The 22,832-nt window shown below is 32.1% G+C and carries 23 protein-coding genes and 1 riboswitch; of the genes, 10 read left to right on the top strand and 13 right to left on the bottom strand.

Annotated features, from left to right (window positions below):
* The first annotated feature begins 9 nt into the window (after positions 1 to 9).
* From HMPREF2663_RS04465 to HMPREF2663_RS04450, 4 genes are read left to right on the top strand one after another with little or no spacing between them, the layout of a single operon-like run.
* Entirely contained in the window at positions 10 to 1,062 is a 1,053-nt protein-coding gene (locus HMPREF2663_RS04465; RefSeq protein WP_002475780.1) for a MupG family TIM beta-alpha barrel fold protein, read from the top strand.
* Positions 1,059 to 1,946, top strand: coding sequence for an N-acetylmuramic acid 6-phosphate etherase (gene murQ / locus HMPREF2663_RS04460; protein ID WP_002447268.1), 888 nt, complete (start codon positions 1,059 to 1,061; stop codon positions 1,944 to 1,946). The genes HMPREF2663_RS04465 and murQ overlap by 4 nt, the downstream gene beginning before the upstream one ends.
* 12 nt (positions 1,947 to 1,958) lie before the next feature.
* Positions 1,959 to 3,383, top strand: a complete 1,425-nt coding sequence (locus HMPREF2663_RS04455) for a PTS transporter subunit EIIC (protein WP_002447267.1) — start codon at positions 1,959 to 1,961, stop codon at positions 3,381 to 3,383.
* 13 nt (positions 3,384 to 3,396) lie between these two features.
* Positions 3,397 to 4,269 carry a MurR/RpiR family transcriptional regulator gene (locus tag HMPREF2663_RS04450; protein ID WP_002447266.1) on the top strand — a complete coding sequence of 291 codons (873 nt, stop codon included), beginning with the start codon at positions 3,397 to 3,399 and terminating at the stop codon, positions 4,267 to 4,269.
* A 122-nt stretch (positions 4,270 to 4,391) separates the two neighbouring features.
* Here HMPREF2663_RS04450 and HMPREF2663_RS04445 read toward each other — a convergent pair whose 3' ends face one another.
* On the bottom strand, positions 4,392 to 5,768 hold the full coding sequence (locus HMPREF2663_RS04445) for an amino acid permease (RefSeq protein ID WP_002447265.1): 1,377 nt from the start codon (positions 5,766 to 5,768) through the stop codon (positions 4,392 to 4,394).
* A 397-nt stretch (positions 5,769 to 6,165) separates the two neighbouring features.
* Here HMPREF2663_RS04445 and HMPREF2663_RS04440 point away from each other — a divergent pair, with 397 nt between their 5' ends.
* Complete coding sequence (locus tag HMPREF2663_RS04440) at positions 6,166 to 6,522, top strand: hypothetical protein (RefSeq protein WP_002447264.1); 357 nt, start codon at positions 6,166 to 6,168, stop codon at positions 6,520 to 6,522.
* On the top strand, positions 6,519 to 6,704 hold the full coding sequence (locus tag HMPREF2663_RS04435; RefSeq protein WP_002447263.1) for a hypothetical protein: 186 nt from the start codon (positions 6,519 to 6,521) through the stop codon (positions 6,702 to 6,704). The genes HMPREF2663_RS04440 and HMPREF2663_RS04435 overlap by 4 nt, the downstream gene beginning before the upstream one ends.
* Positions 6,705 to 7,020: 316 nt before the next feature.
* Here the strand turns inward: HMPREF2663_RS04435 and HMPREF2663_RS04430 are convergent, their stop codons facing one another.
* Complete coding sequence (locus tag HMPREF2663_RS04430; protein WP_070845871.1) at positions 7,021 to 7,209, bottom strand: hypothetical protein; 189 nt, start codon at positions 7,207 to 7,209, stop codon at positions 7,021 to 7,023.
* Between the two features lie 17 nt (positions 7,210 to 7,226).
* A complete protein-coding gene (locus HMPREF2663_RS04425) occupies positions 7,227 to 7,862 on the bottom strand; it encodes an HAD-IA family hydrolase (protein WP_002475776.1) in 636 nt (211 codons plus the stop codon).
* Positions 7,863 to 8,163: 301 nt separating this feature from the next.
* Here HMPREF2663_RS04425 and HMPREF2663_RS04420 point away from each other — a divergent pair, with 301 nt between their 5' ends.
* Positions 8,164 to 8,694 carry a hypothetical protein gene (locus tag HMPREF2663_RS04420; protein WP_002457258.1) on the top strand — a complete coding sequence of 177 codons (531 nt, stop codon included), beginning with the start codon at positions 8,164 to 8,166 and terminating at the stop codon, positions 8,692 to 8,694.
* Between the two features lie 104 nt (positions 8,695 to 8,798).
* Here HMPREF2663_RS04420 and HMPREF2663_RS04415 read toward each other — a convergent pair whose 3' ends face one another.
* Complete coding sequence (locus tag HMPREF2663_RS04415; RefSeq protein ID WP_002475782.1) at positions 8,799 to 10,388, bottom strand: alpha-glucoside-specific PTS transporter subunit IIBC; 1,590 nt, start codon at positions 10,386 to 10,388, stop codon at positions 8,799 to 8,801.
* Between the two features lie 197 nt (positions 10,389 to 10,585).
* Here HMPREF2663_RS04415 and HMPREF2663_RS04410 point away from each other — a divergent pair, with 197 nt between their 5' ends.
* Complete coding sequence (locus HMPREF2663_RS04410) at positions 10,586 to 11,347, top strand: MurR/RpiR family transcriptional regulator (RefSeq protein WP_070845869.1); 762 nt, start codon at positions 10,586 to 10,588, stop codon at positions 11,345 to 11,347.
* Positions 11,348 to 11,491: 144 nt separating this feature from the next.
* On the opposite strand, the gene HMPREF2663_RS04405 is transcribed toward HMPREF2663_RS04410, so the two are convergent.
* From HMPREF2663_RS04405 to hutG, 7 genes are all read right to left on the bottom strand, one after another.
* Entirely contained in the window at positions 11,492 to 12,004 is a 513-nt protein-coding gene (locus tag HMPREF2663_RS04405; protein ID WP_002457260.1) for an SRPBCC family protein, read from the bottom strand.
* Positions 12,005 to 12,300: 296 nt separating this feature from the next.
* Complete coding sequence (locus HMPREF2663_RS04400; protein WP_001831611.1) at positions 12,301 to 13,602, bottom strand: Na+/H+ antiporter NhaC family protein; 1,302 nt, start codon at positions 13,600 to 13,602, stop codon at positions 12,301 to 12,303.
* 133 nt (positions 13,603 to 13,735) lie between these two features.
* Positions 13,736 to 13,832: riboswitch (SAM riboswitch) on the bottom strand.
* Between the two features lie 75 nt (positions 13,833 to 13,907).
* Positions 13,908 to 14,495 carry a hypothetical protein gene (locus HMPREF2663_RS04395; protein ID WP_070845868.1) on the bottom strand — a complete coding sequence of 196 codons (588 nt, stop codon included), beginning with the start codon at positions 14,493 to 14,495 and terminating at the stop codon, positions 13,908 to 13,910.
* Between the two features lie 43 nt (positions 14,496 to 14,538).
* Positions 14,539 to 15,150: a flavin reductase family protein gene (locus HMPREF2663_RS04390; protein WP_070845866.1), complete on the bottom strand. Its 612-nt coding sequence runs from the start codon at positions 15,148 to 15,150 to the stop codon at positions 14,539 to 14,541.
* A 281-nt stretch (positions 15,151 to 15,431) separates the two neighbouring features.
* Positions 15,432 to 16,313 carry an SDR family oxidoreductase gene (locus HMPREF2663_RS04385; protein WP_070592456.1) on the bottom strand — a complete coding sequence of 294 codons (882 nt, stop codon included), beginning with the start codon at positions 16,311 to 16,313 and terminating at the stop codon, positions 15,432 to 15,434.
* Positions 16,314 to 16,398: 85 nt separating this feature from the next.
* Entirely contained in the window at positions 16,399 to 17,517 is a 1,119-nt protein-coding gene (locus HMPREF2663_RS04380) for an amidohydrolase (protein WP_002490809.1), read from the bottom strand.
* A 471-nt stretch (positions 17,518 to 17,988) separates the two neighbouring features.
* The gene (hutG, locus tag HMPREF2663_RS04375; RefSeq protein WP_002490789.1) at positions 17,989 to 18,924 is read right to left on the bottom strand and encodes a formimidoylglutamase; all 936 of its coding nucleotides are present in this window, start codon (positions 18,922 to 18,924) and stop codon (positions 17,989 to 17,991) included.
* Between the two features lie 247 nt (positions 18,925 to 19,171).
* Here hutG and HMPREF2663_RS04370 point away from each other — a divergent pair, with 247 nt between their 5' ends.
* The gene (locus HMPREF2663_RS04370; protein WP_002447250.1) at positions 19,172 to 20,320 is read left to right on the top strand and encodes a peptidoglycan release complex CPBP-like subunit SdpC; all 1,149 of its coding nucleotides are present in this window, start codon (positions 19,172 to 19,174) and stop codon (positions 20,318 to 20,320) included.
* Between the two features lie 386 nt (positions 20,321 to 20,706).
* Here HMPREF2663_RS04370 and HMPREF2663_RS12860 read toward each other — a convergent pair whose 3' ends face one another.
* Both HMPREF2663_RS12860 and HMPREF2663_RS04360 read right to left on the bottom strand, forming a co-directional pair.
* Positions 20,707 to 20,886: a hypothetical protein gene (locus HMPREF2663_RS12860; protein WP_002447249.1), complete on the bottom strand. Its 180-nt coding sequence runs from the start codon at positions 20,884 to 20,886 to the stop codon at positions 20,707 to 20,709.
* Positions 20,887 to 21,285: 399 nt separating this feature from the next.
* Positions 21,286 to 21,978, bottom strand: coding sequence for a ribose 5-phosphate isomerase A (locus tag HMPREF2663_RS04360; protein WP_049386488.1), 693 nt, complete (start codon positions 21,976 to 21,978; stop codon positions 21,286 to 21,288).
* Between the two features lie 165 nt (positions 21,979 to 22,143).
* Between HMPREF2663_RS04360 and HMPREF2663_RS04355 the strand changes: the two genes are divergently transcribed.
* On the top strand, positions 22,144 to 22,824 hold the full coding sequence (locus HMPREF2663_RS04355; RefSeq protein ID WP_020360894.1) for an MOSC domain-containing protein: 681 nt from the start codon (positions 22,144 to 22,146) through the stop codon (positions 22,822 to 22,824).
* The last annotated feature ends 8 nt before the right edge of the window (positions 22,825 to 22,832 follow it).

Here is a 22,832-nt window from a genome sequence, read left to right as displayed (position 1 = left end):
GTGTTTAAAATGCTTGGTTTCTCAGTCTATCTAGGACAGAATTTAGATCGAGATTATATTTTAAATATGGCTGACTTAGGCTATGATGTAGTTTTTACTTCACTACAGATACCTGAGGAAGACAAGAAAAATCAAATGGCTTATTTGGGAGACTTATGCCAACTATTATCAGCCTATCAAATCACTTATATTATCGATGTAACCCCTTCATTACTTAATCAAACTATTTACAGTTATTTGAACCAATTACCTCATGGGGATTTTTATATTCGTATAGATAATCAATTAAATATTGACCTTATCAAAGACATTATCAGTCAAGGCTTCAAATGCTGCCTTAATGCTAGTACGTTAACTGATAGCATGTTAGCGCACATATATCGTACTGAATTTAATAATCAACTTTTATACTGTCATAATTACTATCCTAGACCTGATACTGGTTTATCTATCTCATTTATTGAAGAAAAAAATCAACTCATTAGAAAATACGATGCGCATGCAAAAATTTGTGCTTTTATACCTGGCACGCAGAAAAGAGGTCCCTTATTCAAAGGTCTTCCTACAGTTGAAAAACATCGTTTTGAACACCCTCTTATTGCTGCACAAGACCTTCAATTAACGGGTATATCTAACATTATAATTAGTGATACGCTATTATCACACATTTATGCGGAACAATTATCTAATATGTGGCTATATCGACACTTTATTTTACACTTAGATCAACTAGACTCCTCATTTACATCACAAGTTTTAAAGATACACACATCAAGATTAGATTCACCTGAACATTTAATTCGGTCCCAATATTCTCGTACAGATAATCAACAGACTGTCCCAATGATAGGATCGGCACATAGAGATCAAGGAGATATCACAATTGATAATCACCTGAATGGTCGTTATGAAGGAGAAATTCAAGTTATAAAAGCTCCTATGCCAGGTCATTCCCACATCAATTGTATTGGTCATGTTTGTGATAAAGATGTTCCATTGTTATCACTGATTCAACCAGGAGATACTTTTAAATTTGTATATACGAAGGAGAATAACAAATGAATCATTTAACTACTGAAACGAGAAATATACAAACAATGCATTTGGATGAAATGAATCTAAAAGATGCATTAAAGACTATGAATCAAGAAGATCAATTTGTACCTAAAGCGATAGAACCTGTTATTCCTAATTTAACAAAAGTGATAGAGAGTGCAATTCAACGCTTTAATAATGGAGGGCGAATTATTTATATTGGTGCTGGTACAAGTGGAAGACTTGGCGTACTAGATGCGGCAGAATGTGTCCCAACTTTTAACGTTTCACCAAATGACATTATTGGGATTATCGCTGGTGGACAAAAAGCTATGACGGTAGCTATTGAAGGTGCAGAAGATGATGCTGAACAAGGTGCACAGGATTTAAAGAACATTCATCTTCAATCCAAAGATATTGTAGTGGGTATTTCTGCTAGTGGACGTACACCATATGTAAAAGGTGCACTAGATTATGCAAATAAATTGAATGCAGAAACAGTCGCACTCTCTTGTAACGTTCACAGTGATATAAGTAAAAATTCAAATCACGTATTAGAAATCAATGTGGGGCCTGAAGTATTAACAGGCTCTACGAGATTAAAATCAGGTACTGCTCAAAAACTAGTTTTAAATATGATTTCTACAATGACAATGATTGGCGTGGGTAAAGTTTATGATAATTTAATGGTTGATTTACGGCCTACAAATCAAAAGTTAATCCATCGTTCTATTCGCATCATTCAAGATGTGTGTGATTTAAATCATCAAGAGGCTATAGAATTATATGAAAAATCAGACCACAATATCAAAATAGCTATCGTAATGCACTTATGTTCCACAACTCAACAAGATGCAAGACTTCGTTTAAAACAAAATAATGGAGTGATTAAGCAAGCTATCAACACTTAAGGAGGAGATTCCATGAGTAAAGAAGAACGCCTTGCCAAAGACATTACCCACGCATTAGGCGGTTCTCAAAACATAAGTAATATCATCCATTGTATGACTCGAGTTCGTATTAAAGTACACAATGATGCAAAAGTTAATTATGATGAATTAAAATCAATCAATGGCGTATTAGGCGTTGTTGAAGATGAAAGAATTCAAGTTGTTGTTGGGCCGGGTATTGTTAATAAAGTTGCTAAACATATGGCTGACCAGTCGGGAGCAACTCTAGCTGAAGAGACGACTAAAAATCAAAGTTATAAATCACAAGCAGAAAAACGTGCGTATGAACATAAACAACAATTCCAAAGTCAACGTAAACAAAGTAAATGGAATAAAGTGTTAAAATCCATTGCTAATATCTTTATACCTTTAATACCAGCATTTATAGGTGCAGGATTAATCGGTGGGATTGCAGCAATACTTAGTAACTTGCTTACAGCCGGTTCCATTTCAGGTCAATGGATTCAACAAATTGTTACTGTCTTAAATGTTATTAAAGATGGCATGTTATTTTACTTAGCTATTTTCACTGGTATTAACTCAGCGAAAGTATTCGGTGCTACACCAGGTTTAGGTGGTGTCATCGGGGGTACTACATTACTAACCGGTATCACGGATGAAAATCCAATTAAAAATATTTTCACTGGAGAACATCTAGCTGCAGGACAAGGCGGTATTATTGGTGTTATCTTTGCAGTTTGGTTATTAAGCATGGTTGAGAAACGTCTACATAAAATAATACCTAACTCTATTGATATCATCGTAACGCCCACAATAACCTTACTACTTATTGGTTTGTTAACTATATTTATAATCATGCCACTAGCTGGCTTTGTTTCCGATGGTCTTGTTTATGTCATTAACTGGATTATTGGAGTAGGAGGTATTTTCAGTGGATTCATTATAGGAGCATTCTTTTTACCTTTAGTCATGCTGGGATTACATCATATCTTCACCCCAATCCATATCGAGTTAATCAATCAAACTGGCTCCACTTACTTGTTACCTATTGCCGCAATGGCTGGTGCTGGACAAGTCGGTGCGGCGATTGCATTGTGGGTGAGATGCGGTAAAAATAAAGAATTACGTAATACGCTCAAAGGTGCTCTTCCTGTAGGGTTCTTAGGTATAGGTGAACCTTTAATTTATGGTGTAACACTGCCGTTAGGTCGCCCTTTCTTCACTGCGTGCATAGGTGGCGGTGTTGGTGGTGCTGTCATTGGTGGTATCGGTCATATTGGTGCGACAGCTGTAGGACCAAGTGGTATTTCATTATTACCATTGATTGCCAATAATATGTATCTCGGTTACATCGTAGGTTTACTAGCTGCTTATGCGGGTGGCTTTATCTTTACTTATTTCTTCGGCACAACTAAAGAAATGAGAAATCCTGAATAAATGGGTGATTTAATTGCCAAACATTTTGTATAAGATTGACAACCAGTATCCCTATTTCACTAAAAACGAGAAAAAAATTGCGCAATTTATTCTCAACTATCCTCATAAAGTTGTTAATATGACTTCTCAAGAAATTGCAAATCAATTAGAAACTAGTTCTACTTCTATCATACGTCTAAGTAAAAAGGTGACACCAGGTGGTTTTAATGAACTTAAAACACGTTTGTCTAAATTTTTACCTAAAGAAGTCACACAATATAATGTTGAGTTAGTTGATAACGAAAGTACAATTTCACTTAAAAACAAATTGCATTCTCGCTCTAAGGCAGCGTTAAGTAATGCTAATGAAACCATTAACGCTGCTATCATCGATGAAATTTGTGATCTAATTAAAAAATCTGAAACTATATTTATTTATGGCTATGGTGCCTCTTTTGTTGTAGCAACAGATTTATATCAAAAATTATCTCGCATCGGTCTAAATATTCAACTAGTGCATGAAACTCATATTTTTACCACTATGTTAGCAACACGTAACTCTAATGATTGTGTTATATTTATATCTAACAATGGTACTCAAAGTGAAATGCAATCTATTGCCAAAGTCATTGCAGATTATCACATTCCCATTGCGACTATTTCAAGCACTTCTGATAATCCAGTTGCAAAGCAATCTAATATTGTTTTAACCTATGGACAAACCGATGAAAATGAGATGCGCATGGGAGCCACAACTTCATTATTTGCACAAATGTTTACTATTGATATATTGTACTATCGATATATTGCGCTAAATTATCAATCATCTTTAGATTTTATTACTCAATCAAAAATCGCGTTAGATAATTACCGTAAACATCTCTCGAATATAGATTTCAAACATTAAAATAATAAAAAGCGATTCTTTATACTTATCCTAGAAAAGATAATGTATGAAAGAATCGCTTTAATTTATACTAACTCTTAAAAATTACTGATTTTAACAATCAATTGTCATTTCATCTTTTATTATATTTGTCGTTCCTTTTTGTGATATCTAATAAAATAATAAAGTGTCACAGCTGTTAAAAACACGATCCCAATGACAACCGATACCACAGTTTCTTTGTTAAGTAACATACCAACTAATACTAGGAGTAAAAACATGATAGTTAAATAATTGGCAATTGCTCCTCCCGGCATTTTAAAAGGATGATTGTGAACCTTTTCAGGATGTAACCTTCTAAATCTTAGATGACTAAATAAAATCATAAACCAAGGTATCATTCCCGGTAGAATAGAGGCGCTATATACATATACAAAGATACTATCAGCTCCATCAATAATTAATGGAAGTATGACATTTAATAAAGCACCAATTAATATTCCCATAGATACTGCAAATACAGTATAGAAAGGTACGCCATTTTTCATTACTTTAGTAAATACTTTAGGCATTTGTCCTTTTTTTGCCAAAGTATAAATCATTCGACTTGCACTAAAAATACCTGAATTACAACCAGACAATGCTGCCGTTAAGACTACAAAGTTAATTAAACCAGCAGCAAACGTAATTCCCACTTTAGCAAAGGTTGCAACAAAAGGACTACCAATATTACCTAATTGGTTCCAAGGATATACTGATACAATGACAAAAATTGCACCAATATAGAAAATTAAAATTCTCCATATTACTCCGTTGACTGCCTTTACAATATTTTTTTGAGGATTTTTGGTTTCACCTGCTGAAATCCCAATCAATTCAACACCTTGGTATGATCCAATCACAATAGATAAAGCAAAGAAAAATCCAATGAATCCATTTGGCATAAATCCACCATGTGACCATAAGTTAGAAATCCCTATTGGATTCCCTCCATTACCTATACCAAATAAAATTAATCCTAATCCTGCAATAATCATTAATACAATAGTTACAACTTTAATTAAGGCAAACCAAAATTCAAACTCTCCAAACGCTTTTACAGAAACTAGGTTAGCCGCCATCAAAAAGAGAACTGCTATCACTCCTGGTATCCAATTAGGAAGGCTTGGGAACCAGTAGTTCATATATTCTCCTACTGCAATCACTTCACTCATGCCGACGACAACCCATTGAAATACATTGCTCCAAGCAGTCATGTAGCCAGCTGCTGGATGAATATAGTCACTAGCAAAAGTCGCAAAAGAACCAGTGGTTGGATTAATATATATCATTTCACCCATGGCTCTCATGATTAAAAATAAAAAAATACCAGCAATTAAATATGCGAGAATAACAGATGGACCTGTCCACTTAATTGTACTTGTTGCTCCCATAAAAAGACCAACACCAATTGTTCCACCAAGAGCAATCATCTGCATTTGACGTGCATTCAATCCCCTTTGCAACTCATTATTTTCCATAACTTGACCCCATCTCTAAATCTAGATTGAATTTTTGATAATCTTATTTCCGTAATTATACTACAAATTGACAAAATTGAAACAATATTTTTACAATTCTGTAAAAGCGCTTACCTATCCTGCTAAGATGTTTTCTTGCTTTTTGCTAACACTCATATTAAAATCTTTTTGATAATAGAGATTATAGAGCAAACGAAATAGTTCAGAACACACTCTTATAGTTGATTTAAAATATTAACAACTTACCACCTAGCTATATAACACAAATGATTGTTAAAACTATATACAATGTCATTTCAAATTTAAGTTAAATCACTTTACCATTTTACCTATATCTTTGCTCTTAATAATTATTTAAATATGATATACTTTTTTTAAATAGTAAAGGAGTGCTCATATGAATAAAGCGCTTGTTATACGTGCAATCAAATTTTCTTTAATATTTATGACTGCATTTTTAATTCTTAATTTATTGACTATGAAAGAGGCTTCAATATCGTCTATTATTGTACGAACTGTCATTGCAGCTATTGTTTTCTTTGTCATTTATATCATTGTATTTACAATTTTAAGTTCGTCAGAACGTAAAATTATTTATGGTACAACTTTACCTATTGCGCTTTTTATATGCCTTATATTCGGATCAATTTTCTTCACTCCGCGTATAGGTATCATTGTCGGACTAATTTTGGGTGTGATTGCTGGTGTCATATGGGAGTTCTTAAATAGAAAAAATGGAGGTCACACATCTTGACTATTATTATCGGACTCATTGTAATTATTTTGTTAATCATTAGTTTACTTCCAAATTATAAAGCAATGGTATTAGCTAAGCAGCAAGGCCAAAAACCTACACGATATACTATTATGGTAGGCATTGACTTATTATTAATTATACTTATATTAGTAACATTAGTATTAAAATTGATTATGTAGGTTCAACAAATTTACTGTTGAATAGACGATAAAAAAGTCTGGGACATTATGATTTATGTACCAGACTTTTTTAGTAAAGACACTCGATGATGGACTTAAACATATGCCACAATCTATCATGGTTTTCAAATCTCATTATTGGTGAACAACTAAGATATTCATACGAATTTTGAGCCTTTCATTTAATAATTTTATTCAAACTAGTATAAATCACTAATGTAGATTTTAGATTTCTTTTCTATAATATAAATAACAAGTTGATTTTAGTTAAGTTAGCTTAAACATTGTTCTATATCAACTCATACTGTAAGTAGTATTATAATTTGCCTTGAAGTAACAAAAAATAGCAAACCGTAGCGAGAATAAGGTATACAAGAGAGCCAATAATAAACGATCGAAATTGAACATGTAAAGGTGTGCGTTTATTAAATATCGGTCCCAATATGAGATTACCCACTCCTATAATAACTGGACCTGCTATGAAAAATAGGATAATATAGACCATTTTTAAATACCTCCAATTTATTCTTTAAATAAAAAATTCTCTATATCTTCAAATTCCATATCTTGTCCAACATATTGAACTGTCGAAAAATCTTGATCCTTCGTTATTATATTCGTATTAACGACAACATCTAATCCTGCTAGCATCGCTGCAGTAGCACCATTGACAGAATCTTCAATTGCTAAGCAGGTTGTAGGATTATAATTAAGCTCTTGTACAGCTTTTAAATAAATTTCGGGATTAGGTTGAACACTCTCAACATTTTCACGACCAACAACAACATCAATGTATGTATCTAGTCCTAATTGTTTAAATATAGGATATATATTCTTTTTATAACTACTTGTGGCAATCGCCATTGGGATATGACGTTTTTTTAAATATTGCATCAATTGAATGATTGTGGGATTTACCGGCAATTGAATAATTGTTTGATAATATTGATCATAAATTTTTTCTTTATTTTTGAAACCAATAGCATCTTCTAAATATGTATGTAATCCAGTAGTTTCACCGCCAATAAATTGTTTATAAAATTCTAAAGAAATCGGCGCTTCTTGATGGATTTTTAAATGTGTATTTATTAAATCGAACAAATGTTTTTCGGTATCAATGACAGTACCATCAAAATCAAACACTACTGCTTTATACATGTTGTCATCTCCTTTCAACATTTATTATTTTTCATACTAACATAATTTGATATAAACTTGCCTCTAAATAACTAAGCATTAAATAATATAAAATCTGATTCATAACTATGCTATGAATAAAACTTTTCCTTCAATGATTACTCATTCGAAATAAGATAACTATAATTCTTTCAACTTCAATCAAAAGTCTTAGTGATTCTAAAAAAAAAGAGTGGTACAATTTATTTAAACGAACAGCGTATAAAATATAAGCATTCATATCATTTCCACACATATATTGTTAACGATTGGAGGTCCCCATATGTTGATTGATAAATTTGAAACCTACATCATTAATGTTGCAGGTTTGAAATCTCGCTCAACGCGAAAAAAATTAATACATTTATGTAAAGAAATTACTTTTTGTGAATCCTTTCAGTATTCTATCATTAAGCAAAACGATGTGTTCGCATTGGAAGTTAGCCTCCCCAAGCAACAACTACCTTATCTGATAAGTTTCTTAAGTTTCCACAATTATGCTATTTATCAAATACTTTTACCCAGCCGTGTAAATGAACTTCTTGATTCAGAACAACTTTACCAATCTATTAAGCGCTTTGATTTAGCAATCGATGGTTTACAAGATGCCTTCATTAAAGATAAAGTCATTGATATTATGAATATGTTTGTGAATCATCACAATGTAAATTATACATTAAATAATAATTGCGCAAGCGTCACATGTCCTCCTGAGATTTTCACAAAGCTGCTTCAAACTATTGCAACGCGTAATATTGATATCCTATCAGCAAGTTATAGAGCAAAGATGCTACATAAAGCACGCATTTCATAAATAGAAAGATAGAATATATAAGCAAGAATAACTTATTTACAAATATAAATTCAAAAACTCCCAAAATAATCTCTAATTGAATTATTTTGGGAGTTACTTTATTTCTAAGATAGATCATCATTTACAATATTTTCAAACGCTTCTCTTACCTGAGGTACAGACATTCCAACGACAACTTGAACACTCTTGCCGCTTTTTACTAAACCATGAGACATTTGATTATGTGTAAAATAGGCACTTTCTTGAACTTTACTTTCGTCTTTAACAGTTAAACGTAGGCGAGTCGTACAATTTGTAACGTCTTTAATATTTTCTTTTCCTCCAAGACCTTCTAGGTAGTACATCGCCTTTTCTTCATATTCACTATTAGGTGAATGATTGCGAGTTGACTCTCCTTTTTTATCATTATAATCTTGTTTAGAAAATAATTTGACTTCTTCTTCACCTTTCTTACGTCCTGGTAATGGAATATCAAATTTTAAAATTAAATATTTAAATAAGAAGTAGTAAATCGCAACAAAGATTAGACCAATTACTACTTGAAAGACATATGTCATCCAATGTGCTTTTCCTAAAGGTATCCAGTTAGTTGCTATAAAATCTAGTACACCGCCACCCATATTACCTACGACACCAAATCCATACATCAGTGTATCCATAGTTGCTGCTAGTAGTGCATGTAATACGAATAAAAATGGCGCAATAAATAAGAAAGTAAATTCAAGTGGTTCTGTAATACCAGCTACTACTGCCGTAAGTGTTGCTGGTATTAATAATGCAGCAACTTTTTTACGATTTTCTTTTGGTGTAGTTGCATACATTGCCAATGCTATACCTAGGCAACCAAAAACTTTGCCATTTCCTTGCAACATAAAACCATATGGAAATTGTTCTTTAAGTGGTTTGTTACTTTCGGCAAACTGATTTAAGTGTTGCAACCATTCTGCTTTCAAACCATGATTAACAACTACTGGACCTACTTCGATTGGTGCATAGATAAAATGATGCAATCCTGTAGGTATTAGTACACGTTCTAAGAAATGATATAACCAAACACCTATATATCCTGATGCAACAATAAAATATTGAATTGAAGCAATACCGTGTTGAATCGTTGGCCAAACAACACATGTGATTGCTGCCACTGGTAGCATGACAAAGAAAGAGATTGTTACAACGAATGTTAATCCTTGAAATACACCTAACATTTCAGGTAAACGCTTACTGTAATATCTATTATGTATCCACGTTATTATTCCTGATATAATGATTGCACCTAAAATATTGGTATCTAACGTTTCAATACCTGCAATCGATTTTAATCCTGTTGTGTTTTCTACACCTTTTTTTAAATTAGCGCCAAAAGTATGTGGCCATTGAGTTAAAATTGCATTGATAAAAGTATTAAACATTAAATATCCCATTAGAGCTGCTAAAGCTGCATGTCCTGGAGCTTTTTTAGCAAGAGATAACGGTAAACCAACTACAAAGACAATTTCCATATGTGTAAATATTACCCAACCACCTGATTCAATAACAGACCAAAATTTAAACCAAAATGTATGCTGTTCAGCTAAGCCTCCCATGATGGTTGGATTTTTAAATAATGTAGCGAATCCCAAAACAATACCGAAGAAAGCAAACATTAAAACTGGTACTATCATTGCACTACCAAATCGTTTAATTGCATTCATTTTTGAATACCTCCCTCTTCCCTTAACTATGATAACTAATATATGTTTACCTTTATTGCTCTTTATTTAATAAGTTATTATCAATATATAGTAAACGCTTACATAATGACAATGACGTTGACGCACTTTGAAACATTTTTGTATAATTAGATTATATTTTCATATAAAGAAAATATTTTCAATGATGAGGTGTTAAGATGATTTTAGATGAACGAGTAAACTCTAATTTCGATCAATTAAATGATAATGATATACAAATTGCACATTATGTTAATACACATATAGATGTTTGTAAAAATATGAAAATACAAGATTTGGCCTCACAGACACATGCTTCAAATGCTACGATTCATCGCTTCACTCGTAAACTAGGTTTTGATGGTTATAGTGATTTTAAATCCTTTTTAAAATTTGAAGATAATAAGAATCATCAACTTCCTTCTGATTCTATGGAGCAATTTAAACAAGAAATTGAAAATACATTCAACTATTTAGAACGTATTGATTATCGTTTATTAACTAACAAAATGCATCATGCTACAACAATATACTTATATGGTACTGGACGTGCACAGATGAATGTCGCTGAAGAAGCACAACGTATACTGTTGACTATGCATAAAAATATTATATTGTTACATGATGTTCATGAACTAAAGATGGTGTTAAACAAGACAATTCCTGAAGATTTGTTTTTCATTATTTCACTTTCTGGCGAAACACATCAACTTAAAGAAGTCACACAATTGCTTCAACTGAGACAAAAATATTTTATTTCCGTAACAACAATGAAGGACAATACATTGGCACAACAAGCTGATTACAATGTCTATGTTTCAAGCAATACCTTCTATTTAAACGATGGTATCGATTATTCCAGTTTTATTAGTTATCACATTTTCTTTGAAACACTACTAAGAAAATATAACGAATATAAAGAGAATCATGAATTAACATAGGAAAGTGAGTCATCATTATCATTGAATGCAATTCTCACTTTACATATAAATATTATTTGGCATTTCCATTTTCAACTTAGACAATGACTATTAAAACGTTAAAAAGCCTGGAACAACAACTTTTGTTGTCCCAGGCTTTTTAGTTTAGTTATGACGCTGTTCCTCAATTTCATCTATCACATTTTGCATTTGATCAATCATCAATTCAAATCCATGTGCTGTTGAATCATGATATTCTTTTTTCTTTTGCTTATATTCTAATGTTGTTAAACGTCTTTCCTTTTCAATAAAAGAGCGATAGTAAAAGAACATTTGAGTCCCGCCATTCTCTCTTTCAAAGAACTCTACTTCAATGACATCCTCTTCCTCACTTAGTCCTGGCATTCCAATCGTCATCTTGATATATTCATCTAAAACTAACTCTTCATATGTACCTTCTATGATGTTTTGTTTACCATTTCTACTATCAATGATGCGATACTTTCCTCCCTCTTGAATATCTGCATCAAACGATTTATTCGTGCGTTGTGTGGTCATAAACCATTTTTTTAAGATATCTGTTTTTGTCCATGCCTCATAAACGACCTCTGGTGTATATTTAAGTAATCTCTCAATGTCGATTTCAACATATTCATTTTCCACATTATATTTTGCCATTTCATTTCACCTACTTTCACTCTTAATACTATTTTAACGTATTTGAGCTAGGTCACAAACTTTGAGCCCTATAAAATTAAATTATATTAAATAAAACTTATAATTTTAGTGATTTTTAACTTTTTAAATTCAAGATTGAGTGTATAGTCTTGTCCTTATCAACATTTTACTACTATTCTAAATTGCTTGATACTCAACTTAAAAATAAGATACAGATGGTGAGTATCAAAGAATCATTATAAAACTGTCAACAATCATAAGATTGTTGACAGCCAATATATACTATGGGTCGTATGTTATTTCTTTGACGATTGATTTAAACGAGGTACTCTTAAAATAATTGCTACTAATCCACAAACACCTAATAATATTGGATAAATACTATATTGTAACATTAGGAATGGGGAAATTCCGGCTACACCTGCTGCTGAAATCACTTGCGGGCTGTATGGTAATAATCCTTGAAAACACCCACCAAAGATATCTAATATACTTGCTGATTTCCTTGGATCGACATCATATTCATCAGCAATATTTTTAGCTAATGGTCCAGCCATAATAATAGAAATTGTATTATTTGCTGTTGAAATGTCAGCTGCACTCACTAAACTCGCTATACCTAGTTCTGCACCACGCTTTGATTTTACTTTTGACCTTACAAAATTAAGCAACCAATCAATACCACCATTATGTTGAATAATTCCTACTAGACCGCCTATAAGCAATGCAATCATAGCAATATCTTCCATTCCGATAATCCCTTTAGAAATAGCATTTAAAAGGCCATTCCAACCAAAAGAACCATCAATCAGTCCAATTATACCGGCTAATACAGTACCTCCTATTAATACAATAATTACATTAATACCAACTAACGCAAGAATCAAAACTAACAAGTATGGTATAACTTTAATTAAATTATAATCATAGTTTTTAGTATGATCTATGGAAATACCATTTGTTAAAAAGAATAAAATAATGATTGTAATAATCGCACCTGGTAATACAATTTTAAAATTGACTTTAAATTTATCACTCATTTTTGTTTTTTGTGTTCTTACTGCTGCAATAGTGGTATCAGAAATCATAGATAGATTATCACCAAACATCGCTCCCCCAACAACTGTTGCCATGGCTAATGCAGCTGGTACATCTGTTGCTTGTGCAAATCCAAAACCTACTGGTGCAATAGCTGCAACTGTGCCGACAGAAGTTCCCATTGAAATTGATACAAACATACAAATAATAAATAGTCCAACAATTATTAAATTTTGAGGAATAAGTGATAAGCCTAAATTAACTGTAGATGACACGCCACCCATTTTTTCAGCAGTCGTCGAAAAAGCTCCAGCAAGGATAAAAATAAGCATCATCAAAATGATATTAGAGTGACCTGCACCTTTTGTAAATACCTCTACTTTTTTTGCAAAAGTTTCCTTGCGGTTCATCAGTAAGGCAACAATAACAGTAATTGTAATAGCAACATTTAATGGCATAGTGGTAAAATCACCAGAAATAATACCAACACCTAGAAATAGTAAGACAAATAACAATAAAGGAATTAATGCCCAAGCATTGCCATTCTTCATCTCTTTCATAATCTAACCTACTTTCCCGTATAATGGATTGATAGATTTTATACTAAAAAATTCCTATCTATTTAATCAATAACTCAAAAATAAAAAACCAGGACACGTAATCATGCCCCAGTCTCAGTTAACGTCGTGTTTAACCTTATCTTCTAACCTTCTCGGTTACTGGAATTGGCACATGATACAATGTTGCCGAAGCTTCTTTGGGCCAGTCCCTCCACTTCTCTTGATAAGTTATTGAATTGTGTTTAACGTTACAAGATATTTGCAATAACGTCAACACTTATTATTTTAAATATTTTAATAATAGTTTACATGTTTTCAATAATAGTAAAGTATTTTTCGAAAATAGCCACACTTATTGATGCTAAGATAAAAATCGCTACTGCAAGTCCAAAAATAACCATCAACTTTAAATATAATGATATGAGCATTGAAATGATTACTACAACAATCACAGTAAAAAATATACACTTAAGACGTTGTGCATTATGTCTTGATATTACTTTACGTTTTATCCGTTCAGATGATAACGTCTCCTCTAATTGATGTGATGTAATATGTAATTTTGTTTCTAATAAAACCGCAGTACCCACTGTTGATACTAGAATAAGTATCACTATCCATAAAGGCTGTTGCTTTATAAAGCCAACCACGTAAATACCAGAATATAGTATGCCCGAAAGCATACCAAGGATACGATCGAGTCTAGGGCTCACCCATATCATATGATTTCTAATATTATTATTAACAAAATATACATTTTTCAATCCATTCGTTATAAAAGCAATAATCACTATGACATGTAACAATGTGGGATAATCATTAAAAACGTAAAAGATAATCAGTCCTATGACGAAAATGAGCAATGGCATGAATTTATATAGATATGCTTTCATCAATGACACCCTTAAAATGAGATTTGCATATGTATTTTTAACTTTATGAGGTAGGCCGATTAACCGTAAATGTTTGACCTAACAAAGTGTAATCATTTCCAGCTAACCTAGCTACCGGATTTAATTGATTTGCATCAATTTTACTATCTTCAAAATAAACCTCTTCATCGATATGGTACATGACAATTTCACCAATTATCAAATCACTCCCGTTATCTTTGTTGCCCAATTGTACTATTTGATGAAGCTTACACTCAAACCTTACTTTTGCTTCTTTGATTGCTGGAACTTTAATTAAATCAGAATCAATCATACTTAGAGAGGTTCTTTTAAGTTCATTAACACCATATTTTAACGGGGCAGCAGTTTCATTCACATCATTAACAATAGCCTCATCAGTAATATGCACTGCAAACTCACCTGATTGTTCTATATTTATTGAGGTGTCTTTTCTATTTCCATTTGTACGTTGAACAGCAATTGCAATCATAGGTGGTGTATGATTAACTACATTAAAAAAACTAAACGGGGCTGCGTTGACATCCCCTTTTAAATTTTGAGTAGTTACAAATGCTATCGGCCTAGGTATAATACTTCCACTAAGTAATTTGTAATTTTGCATATCTGAAAGTGTTTCAGCTTTTATTTTTTTCACTATCAATCAATCCAATCAATTTTTATTTAAAATATAAAATTTACTATTTAACTATTGTTGTCCCTTTGTAGACAAGATTAAAAAGAGTTAAAGAAAATCGTATATTCAATTGAATCACTGTTTGCCTTTAAGATAAGAAAACCTAGGACATTGATATTTGTCCTAGGCGCTTATTATCATAAACAAATCTTATATTAAACTGTAGAGTTTTGTAAGATGTTTAGCACCTTCGTCGTGCTTTCACTTTGAAAAATATATACTAATTAATATGCTATAGTTAGTTAATCTATTTGAGTTCCACCAGTCACACCATATACTTGACCGGTAATATAACTTGCATCATCAGACGCTAATAACACATATGTCCCAGCACATTCAACAGGCTGACCAGCACGTCCTAACGGTGTGTTTTGCCCAAAAGTAGGTATAGCGCTTTGTGGTTGGCCACCGACAATTTGAAGTGGTGACCAAAACGGTCCAGGCGCAACACAGTTAACACGAATACCTTTAGGACCCAATTCGGCTGAAAAACTCTTTGTTAAAGATATAATTGCAGCTTTCGTTGCAGCATAATCATGAAGAATTGGACTAGGATTATAACCTTGAACTGAAGATGTTGTTGTAATTGACCCTCCTGGTTGTAAATACTCAAGCGTTTTTTGGACTGTCCAAAATACCGGATAGACATTCGTTTCAAACGTTTCAGTAAAATCTTGAGTTTTAAACTCCGATAATTCATCTTGATAAAGTTGATGACCAGCAACCAACGTTACATTGTCTAAACCACCTAATTGCTGATAAGCCTCTTCAACCATGTCATAGTTGAATTGTTCATCTCTAATATCACCAGGAATTAAGATAGCTTTTTGCCCAACATTTTCAATGATCTGTTTTACATCATCGGCATCTTGTTGTTCACTTGGTAAATAATTAATCGCTACATCTGCACCTTCTTTAGCATAAGCAATTGCTGCCGCACGTCCAATTGCTGAATCGCCACCAGTCACTAGTATTTTAAAGCCATCTAATCGATGGTGGCCGTGATAAGAATCTTCCCCACAATCTGGTTGTGGTGACATTTTAGCTTGTATACCTGGAACTTCTTGTTCTTGTTTTTCATAATTATCAGTTTTAAATTTATTGCGCGGATCTTGAGCTGACATTTCAAATCATCTCCTAATTCATTTAATGCTTTCTGTATACCCAGTTATCATGTACGTTTAATCATAGAAAATATGAAATCACAAATTATGTCAATAAACGTTGAACAAGCTGTACGAAATATTGAGGAACTTTTTCCAAAATACGCTCATCCGGATGATAATTAGGATGATGTAAATCAAATTTACTGTCGGAGCCAATAAATGCGAAAACACCGGGGTATTCTTCTGTATAACCTGAGAAATCCTCTCCAATAGTAACCGGTTCGTCGAGCATTGATACATGATAGCCAACATTTTTAGCGACCTCTATTGCTTCTTGTGTTAGATGTGCATCATTTACTACTGCACCAGGTAGTCTTGAATAAGTTAAATCAATATCCACATTAAAAACACGACTTAAACCATCAGCAATATTTTTCATCCTATTTTCAATATAATGACGTTTATCCTCATCGAATGACCGAACAGTGCCCTGTATATAAGCTTTGTCAGCTATAACATTCCATGTGTTACCACAAGAAATTTCACCGATTGTTACAACTGCACTATCAAAAGCTGATAAATTTCGACTCACAATAGTTTGTAAACTATTGATAAGTTGTCCTACAACGATGACTGGATCGTTTCCTTGCTCAGGTTTTGCAGCATGCGCACCTTTACCTTTAACATTAAACTCAAAACGATCTACAGCAGAGGTAATTGCACCCGATTTAATAGCAAATTCACCAACTTTTAAAGTGGGATAATTATGAAAACCAAGTACTGCTTTAGCTCCTTTAAGTACTCCAGTATTTATAATTTCAAATGCACCATGTCCTAATTCTTCAGCAGGTTGAAATATTAATCGAACGCGTCCATTTAATTCATCTTCAATCTCTTTTAGTTGAGTACCAGTAGCTAATATACTTGCCATATGAATATCATGACCACATGCATGCATTGCACCATGATGCTTTGATGTAAATTCATGCTTCACTTGTTCTTCTATAGGCAAAGCATCAATATCTGTTCTTACCGCTATCATTTCCTCTCCTTGCCCAATTTCTGCTACTAAACCTGTTTTTAAAGGGACATCCAGTATACGTATACCATAACTTTTGAGTATTTTCCGTAACGTTTCTGTAGTTTCATATTCTTCATCTGAAAGTTCAGGATATTGATGAAACGTTCTTCTCCAATTTACATAAGTAGAATAATTTGTCATATATTGCTCAGCCCTTTCTCACACTTCTAATTTATTCATATGCTTAACTTGTGATTTAGCATTCTTTTAATTAACTTAATTGTCAATTTTAGTAAAGTTATCTTAACATTTTATCGGAAAATTCTAAATATTCAACGTTTTTAAGAGCTAGTTTATTAAAATTATTTAAAAAAGCGAAAACATGTTGAAACAGTTACATGTCTCATTAGTTACTGCTTAGATTACTGGAATATATGATAAACATGCATTAAAAATTCTCTTTCATAGTGAAATGAACAATCTTCACAATAAATGGTTATTCCTATTACGATAACAAGTATGACATTTTAATTTGTGACTAACACACCATTTCTTATTCAGTCATAAACTGTCAAAAAACGTCAAAATGCCCGAGACATCAACGAATATCACAGGCATTTTGAAACTAAGTATATCTAAATTTATTAAATTTTTACATGACGACTTCTAACTTTAAATTAAACAATGATGTACTAAATTAGCAACTAATTTAGCAGTTCTTTGATCTGAATCATACGTTGGATTCATTTCAGCTATACTTATAGATTTTACTTTTTCACTTGGAATGACACGTTTAGCAAGTTCGAAAACTGTATGTGGATATATACCTAGGACAGCTGGTGCACTTACTCCTGGTGCAAATGCACTATCTACTACATCCATGCAAATTGTGAACATAACCGTATCATGATTATGGATAAAACGTTCTATCATATCTTTAATAGGGGGAGACACCTGATGTAGTAATTCATCTGCATATACAAATTGAATATCTTTTTCTTTAGCATAATTAAATAAAGCTTGTGTATTACCACCTTGAGATATACCTAACACTAAATAATCTGCATTATCATCTTCTTCTAGAATTTGTCTAAAACTAGTACCAGAGGTTGAATAATCCTCATCACGTGTGTCAAAGTGCGCATCTATATTAATCACACCTATTGACGACTCAGGAAAAACTTTACGAGTAGCTAAATATTGTGCATATGCTATATCATGACCACCACCAAGTAAAAATGTTTGTTTATGTCGTTTCATAGACTTAGCAGCAAGGTCTGCGAATTCGCGCTGTGTATCTATTAGCAACTCATGATTGTGTTCTACATTACCATAGTCTATAATCTCTTCACATTGATTCAAATCTGGCAATCCAGCAAAAGCTCGCTTAATGGCATTGGGGCCTTCTTTTGCACCTACACGTCCTTTGTTTAATTCTACTCCTTTATCAATTGCATATCCTAATAAGCCCACGCCTTTGTGTTTCTCCGAAAAATCTAATTGACTTAAATCACCGAATTTAACAGTTTGGAAATGCCTAAATTGTGTAGGATCAGTTTCACTATCTAAACGACCTGTCCATAGATTAGATTGCGCAAGTTGATACATGATATATCCCCCTTGAATTTTTATCAGTTAAGTTAATTAAAGTATAACTATTGAATTTTTCTTTATCAATGCTTGCTCTTTTAACATACCCATATAATGATAAAATTATTTACGATTAGCTAACAAAATGATTCAAGACTATTACATTTTGATTATAATTAAAATAGACAATTTAAACATATGCTTGTAAGATGTATAATTGTAAATAAATCAATTTAAGCTTGTTACCTAATGGAGGTTACATACAATGAAAAACTCTAGATTTTCTGGGTTCCAATGGGCTATGATGGTCTTTGTATTTTTCGTTATTACAATGGCATTGTCCGTGATACTCAGAGATTTTCAAGCGACTATCGGAGTGAAACGTTTTGTCTTTAGCATTAAAGATTTAGCTCCTTTCATAGCTGCAATTGTGTGCATATTAATATTTAAACACAGAAAAGAACAATTAGCAGGATTGAAATTTTCTATCAGTTTAAAGGTGATTGAGCGTCTACTTTTAGCACTCATTCTACCACTTATCATTTTAATGATCGGCTTGTTTAGCTTTAATACTTATGCTGATAGTTTCATCCTATTACAAACTTCAGATTTATCAGTATCATTACTAACTATACTAATTGGTCATATTTTAATGGCTTTTGTAGTGGAGTTTGGTTTCCGTTCTTACTTACAAAATATTCTTGAAACAAGAATGAATACATTTTTTGCGAGTATTGTTGTTGGTCTTATTTATTCAGTATTTACAGCTAATACGACATATGGTGTAGAATACGCCGGATACCATTTCTTATATACATTCATGTTTTCAATGATTATTGGTGAATTAATTAGAGCTACTAATGGTCGTACAATTTATATTGCAACTGCCTTTCACGCATCCATGACTTTTGCTCTCGTCTTTTTATTTAGTGAAGAAACAGGCGACCTTTTCTCAATGAAAGTCATTGCACTTTCTACAACAATTGTGGGTGTTTCATTTATTATTCTTAGTCTCATCATTCGTGCTATTGTTTATAAAACGACGAAACAAAGTTTAGACGAAGTTGATCCTAATAATTATTTATCTCATATTCAAGATGAAGAACCAAGTCAAGAAGACACCTCTTCAACTTCAGATCATGATGTATCATCTAAAGATGAAACAAAGCAACAAGAAATTGATAATGACAAATATCAATCAAAGAAACCTAATAAGAGTGACGATGCGATTGCTACTTCTGATTATAAAGAAGACGCCTCTTCAGTTAATAAAGAAACGGATACAAATCACAATGATAAGCTTAGAGATCATTCAACTTATACCGAAGATAGACACTCATCAGTTGTCAACGATGTTAAAGATGAAATTCACGAAGTTGAAGATCATAAAGCCGACACAGATAAATCACAGTAATAATTGATACTTTAAAATAAATCTTGTATTAATGATTCGCACTCTAAAAGTTTGATTTTAGTATTAAAATGCATAAATAAGCCAGTCTAATGATTACGTTCGACACCTTAATCATTGGACTGGCTTTTTCATATCTATCAATTTAAGTAACAATCAATATACATTCGCTATATTGATTAAAGATAATTTATTGTGTTTCATTAGAACTATTAAGATGATAACTGCTTTTGCATTTAGAATCTTAATCTACTTACTAGGGTTTGCATTAGCAGGATATTAAATTCATCCATATTACTTTATTAATCGTAATATTTAAACACCATAACATTTTTACGCTTAAATATTCTTCTCAGTATCTATCAATTTTTCCATTATATATCTTTATTCTATTTTTTGTTTTTGTCTTGTTTTAATACAAAAAATAATGGTGTCATAAAAACTGCAAAAAAGAATGCAGTAATTAAATTTGTATACACATCAAATTCAATTGGAAATACCAAGCTAATTAAAGAATCAACAACAAAAAACGCAACGAAAAAGTAAATGAAATATAAAAAAACTTTCAAAATAAAACCTCCTTTTACCCCAGCTAAAGACCTAACTATTTTTTCAAAAATTATTACTAAAACACCAATAAACTTTTTCTTAAAAAATTAATTGATGTCTTACATCAATTAGATAAATTGATATTAACGTTTATAACAAAATTGAATTTAAACAAAATAAAAATGCTTGCCTCAATCAATAACATAGAAAACAAAAATTAACATACAATCTTACATTTTCGGAGTTCAGCACAAATCAGTTATTGAACTAACTTTATTAAAAATTAGAGGACTCAATGACTATGATAAGATTGTATGTCATTCATGTCTTTACAACTCTATTATGTATTGCCTGTGTAAGGTAATCACTTTAACACAAATGCTCTATCTCAGATTAATTTTTTCAGCTTAATATAATGGCTAAGTCTCTTTATTTAATATTTTTACGCCTTCTTGTGTTCCTACTATTACTTGATCGGCAATATTGAGGAAATATCCTGTTTCAAGAACACCAGTTAAATGAATTAAAAATTCGTGTAGCTCATAAGCAGAAATTCGATTTTGCAATGAACAATCTAATATGTAATTACCATTGTCGGTAATAAAAGGTACATCTTCATTAATTCTTCTGTTTACATGAATATCATAAGTACACTCAATTTTTTTGGCAACTTGGTACCAATTAAATTTATCGACTTCAACTGGTAATGCAAATGTTTCTCCTAAATAGTTGACGAGTTTACTTTCATCTACAACAACGACAAATCGGTCAGCCATTTCATCTATGACCTTTTCCCTAAATAAGGCTCCACCACCGCCTTTAATAAGGTTAAGCGCACTGTCTACTTCATCAGCGCCATCTATTGCTAAGTCGATTTTCTCAACATCATTTACATCAACTATATTCATAGCTAATTCTTTAGCTAAAAATGCTGTTTTATTAGAAGTGCAGACGCCGGTAATTGTATAATTCTTTTGCTGAATTAATTCAGCAATTTGGGGAATTAATAATTCAATTGTGCTCCCTGTTCCTATTCCTAGTGTCATACCATTTTCAATTTGACCAAGTACATCTTCTAAGGTCATCAATTTTAGCTCTTTTGCATCTTTCATGGGTCGTTGCTCTCCTCTTCATAAAAGTATCTAATTATATTCTACATGAGATTCAATTTTTTAACATACCTCATTTTTGATTTCATATTAATCATTTCATTTTATTGTTAAACTATTTGTATCAACACTTGATAATAGCTTATAAATTAAAAGGTCGTGATATACATGATTAAAGTGAATGCCATATCTATTGGCAAAATAGAAACATTGTCTTATGGTAACTATAAACCAATGCAATCAGCGTTAAACAAAATTCCTTTTAAAGGTCAAATGTGGCTCAATCGACTTGGGTTCGTGGACGATGAACAAGCCTATCATAAACATGGTGGTATACATAAAGCGATATGTTGTTTTAGTAAATCTAATTATCAATTATTTAAAGATGACTTACATCAATTACCTGAATATGCAATGTTTGGTGAGAATTTGACAGTTGAACATCTAGATGAAGCCGATGTTTATTTTGGTAATCAGTATCAACTAGGCGATACAATCATAGAAGTATCAGATATACGAGAACCTTGTTGGAAAATTCAAGCTAAATATGCAATACCTAATTTAGTTCAAAAAATGTCGCAATCTGGTAAAACTGGATTTTATTTTAGAGTTATAAAAGAAGGATATGTACATCAGAGTGATAATTTAAAACTCATTAAAAAGGCAGAATCAAACTCACGTCTATCTGTGAAAGACTTAAATCATCTATTCTATAATGAGCGTGATAATTTAAGATTAATTTATCATGCTCTTCGAAATCCTTATCTTTCACCTGATCGAAAGGAAAAACTACAGAAAATGAAAACGCGTGCCGAAAATAGAAAATTCATTAATTCTGACGATAAGTAGTTTAAAAA

The sequence above is a fragment of the Staphylococcus sp. HMSC077D08 genome, assembly GCF_001837945.1.
Taxonomy (GTDB): Bacteria; Bacillota; Bacilli; order Staphylococcales; family Staphylococcaceae; genus Staphylococcus; species Staphylococcus epidermidis.
This window is presented reverse-complemented; position numbering and strand designations above follow the sequence as displayed.

Bases quoted from the DNA above. Each gene is read 5' to 3' on its own strand.
- HMPREF2663_RS04465 (WP_002475780.1), top strand. From the start codon at position 10: ATGCTTGGTTTCTCAGTCTATCTAGGACAGAATTTAGATCGAGATTAT.
- murQ (WP_002447268.1), top strand. From the start codon at position 1,059: ATGAATCATTTAACTACTGAAACGAGAAATATACAAACAATGCATTTG.
- HMPREF2663_RS04455 (WP_002447267.1), top strand. From the start codon at position 1,959: ATGAGTAAAGAAGAACGCCTTGCCAAAGACATTACCCACGCATTAGGC.
- HMPREF2663_RS04445 (WP_002447265.1), bottom strand. From the start codon at position 5,768: ATGGAAAATAATGAGTTGCAAAGGGGATTGAATGCACGTCAAATGCAG.
- HMPREF2663_RS04440 (WP_002447264.1), top strand. From the start codon at position 6,166: ATGAATAAAGCGCTTGTTATACGTGCAATCAAATTTTCTTTAATATTT.
- HMPREF2663_RS04430 (WP_070845871.1), bottom strand. From the start codon at position 7,209: ATGGTCTATATTATCCTATTTTTCATAGCAGGTCCAGTTATTATAGGA.
- HMPREF2663_RS04425 (WP_002475776.1), bottom strand. From the start codon at position 7,862: ATGTATAAAGCAGTAGTGTTTGATTTTGATGGTACTGTCATTGATACC.
- HMPREF2663_RS04420 (WP_002457258.1), top strand. From the start codon at position 8,164: ATGTTGATTGATAAATTTGAAACCTACATCATTAATGTTGCAGGTTTG.
- HMPREF2663_RS04415 (WP_002475782.1), bottom strand. From the start codon at position 10,388: ATGAATGCAATTAAACGATTTGGTAGTGCAATGATAGTACCAGTTTTA.
- HMPREF2663_RS04410 (WP_070845869.1), top strand. From the start codon at position 10,586: ATGATTTTAGATGAACGAGTAAACTCTAATTTCGATCAATTAAATGAT.
- HMPREF2663_RS04405 (WP_002457260.1), bottom strand. From the start codon at position 12,004: ATGGCAAAATATAATGTGGAAAATGAATATGTTGAAATCGACATTGAG.
- HMPREF2663_RS04400 (WP_001831611.1), bottom strand. From the start codon at position 13,602: ATGAAAGAGATGAAGAATGGCAATGCTTGGGCATTAATTCCTTTATTG.
- HMPREF2663_RS04395 (WP_070845868.1), bottom strand. From the start codon at position 14,495: ATGAAAGCATATCTATATAAATTCATGCCATTGCTCATTTTCGTCATA.
- HMPREF2663_RS04385 (WP_070592456.1), bottom strand. From the start codon at position 16,313: ATGTCAGCTCAAGATCCGCGCAATAAATTTAAAACTGATAATTATGAA.
- HMPREF2663_RS04380 (WP_002490809.1), bottom strand. From the start codon at position 17,517: ATGACAAATTATTCTACTTATGTAAATTGGAGAAGAACGTTTCATCAA.
- hutG (WP_002490789.1), bottom strand. From the start codon at position 18,924: ATGTATCAACTTGCGCAATCTAATCTATGGACAGGTCGTTTAGATAGT.
- HMPREF2663_RS04370 (WP_002447250.1), top strand. From the start codon at position 19,172: ATGAAAAACTCTAGATTTTCTGGGTTCCAATGGGCTATGATGGTCTTT.
- HMPREF2663_RS04360 (WP_049386488.1), bottom strand. From the start codon at position 21,978: ATGAAAGATGCAAAAGAGCTAAAATTGATGACCTTAGAAGATGTACTT.
- HMPREF2663_RS04355 (WP_020360894.1), top strand. From the start codon at position 22,144: ATGATTAAAGTGAATGCCATATCTATTGGCAAAATAGAAACATTGTCT.